The organism is Arthrobacter sp. 9V (genome assembly GCF_902506065.1).
Lineage (GTDB): Bacteria > Actinomycetota > Actinomycetes > Actinomycetales > Micrococcaceae > Arthrobacter.
The window spans coordinates 1-1,230 of record NZ_LR732993.1; the positions used below are offsets into that span (position 1 = coordinate 1).

Annotated in this window: 1 protein-coding gene and 1 pseudogene; one reads left to right on the plus strand and one right to left on the minus strand. The window is 72.4% G+C overall.

The annotated features are described in order from the left end of the window. A partial coding sequence (locus BACI9J_RS23120) for an acyltransferase family protein (protein ID WP_159736693.1) occupies positions 1-410 on the minus strand: 410 nt, incomplete at its 3' end. Positions 411-917: 507 nt separating this feature from the next. Between BACI9J_RS23120 and BACI9J_RS23125 the strand changes: the two are divergent. Next, a pseudogene (locus BACI9J_RS23125) lies at positions 918-1,230 on the plus strand (ammonia-dependent NAD(+) synthetase); the annotation flags it as partial.

Here is a 1,230-nt window from a genome sequence, read left to right on the forward strand (position 1 = left end):
CCCTTGTAGTCACCGGCCCAGTTCCAGAGCAGCAGCCCGACCACGACGAGCGCCAGCAGCGCCGGGTACAGGCGCAGCAGCCGCTTCACCCAGAACGAGCCGAGGCGCACCCGCCCGGTGCGGCGCCGTTCGCCGAGCAGCAGCGTCGTGATGAGGAACCCGGAGAGCACGAAGAAGACCGTGACCCCGATGAAGCCGCCCTCGAACTGCGGCACGTGCAGGTGGTACAGGACGACGACCAGGATGGCGAGCGTCCGGAGTCCGTCGAGCGCGGGCGCACGGTGCGTCAGCGGGGGCGGCGGAGCCTCGGGCGCACCGGTTCCGGCGCGTGCCGGGGCGGCCGTGCGGTGCTGCGGTCGCGCCGATGTCGGCGCGTCCGTCGGCGCGTGCGTCAGCGTCGTCGTCGCCATGGTCCCTCCGCGCGCTGCTCGGTTGCGTGTCGCCGACCAGGGTGCCTCTCGCGGGTAAGAGGAGGCTCAACGAGCGGGGTGTACCAGGCTCGTCAGTGTCGACGCCGAACGTGCGGACCGTCGCGCTGCGCGCACAGCGACCATGTCGCTGTCGTACGACGGCGACATGGTCGTTCCGCGTCGGCGCCAGCCCCGCGCACCACGCGTCGGCCGGGAGGCCCGTGGCCAGCCCGCACCGCGCCTCCAGACCGTCGCGCCCAGCGTCCACCGCACGCACACCGTGAGCAGGAACGGTCGGGTCGCAGGCGCGCACCCGACCGTTCCTGCGCACGAAGCGCACGCGGCGCGACCGCGTGCGCCACGGGAGTGGCCTCGAGTGCGGCGTCGGCGCGGTGCGGAACCCGATCGGGACGAACAACACCTCTGCGCGATCGACAGCACCATCGCGTGGCATCGAACTGTCGATCGATCCGGTCCATCCGGGCCGATCGGCGTGATACTGGGGTGGTGCGTGAACTCCAAGCCGCCATCGCAGCGGACCTCAACGTCCAGCCGACCATCGACCCGGAGCAGGAGGTCGCCCGTCGTGTCGGGTTCCTGCGCGACTACCTGCTGACGACCGGGGCGAAGGGGTACCTCCTCGCCATCAGCGGCGGGCAGGACTCCACCCTGGCCGGCCGCCTGACCCAGCTCGCGGTCGAGTCGCTCCGTGCCGAGGGGCACCCGGCCGAGTTCACGACCGTCCGCATGCCCTACCGGGTGCAGGCCGACGAGGACGACGCCCAGCTCGCCCTGCAGTTCATCGCGGCCGACCCGGGCA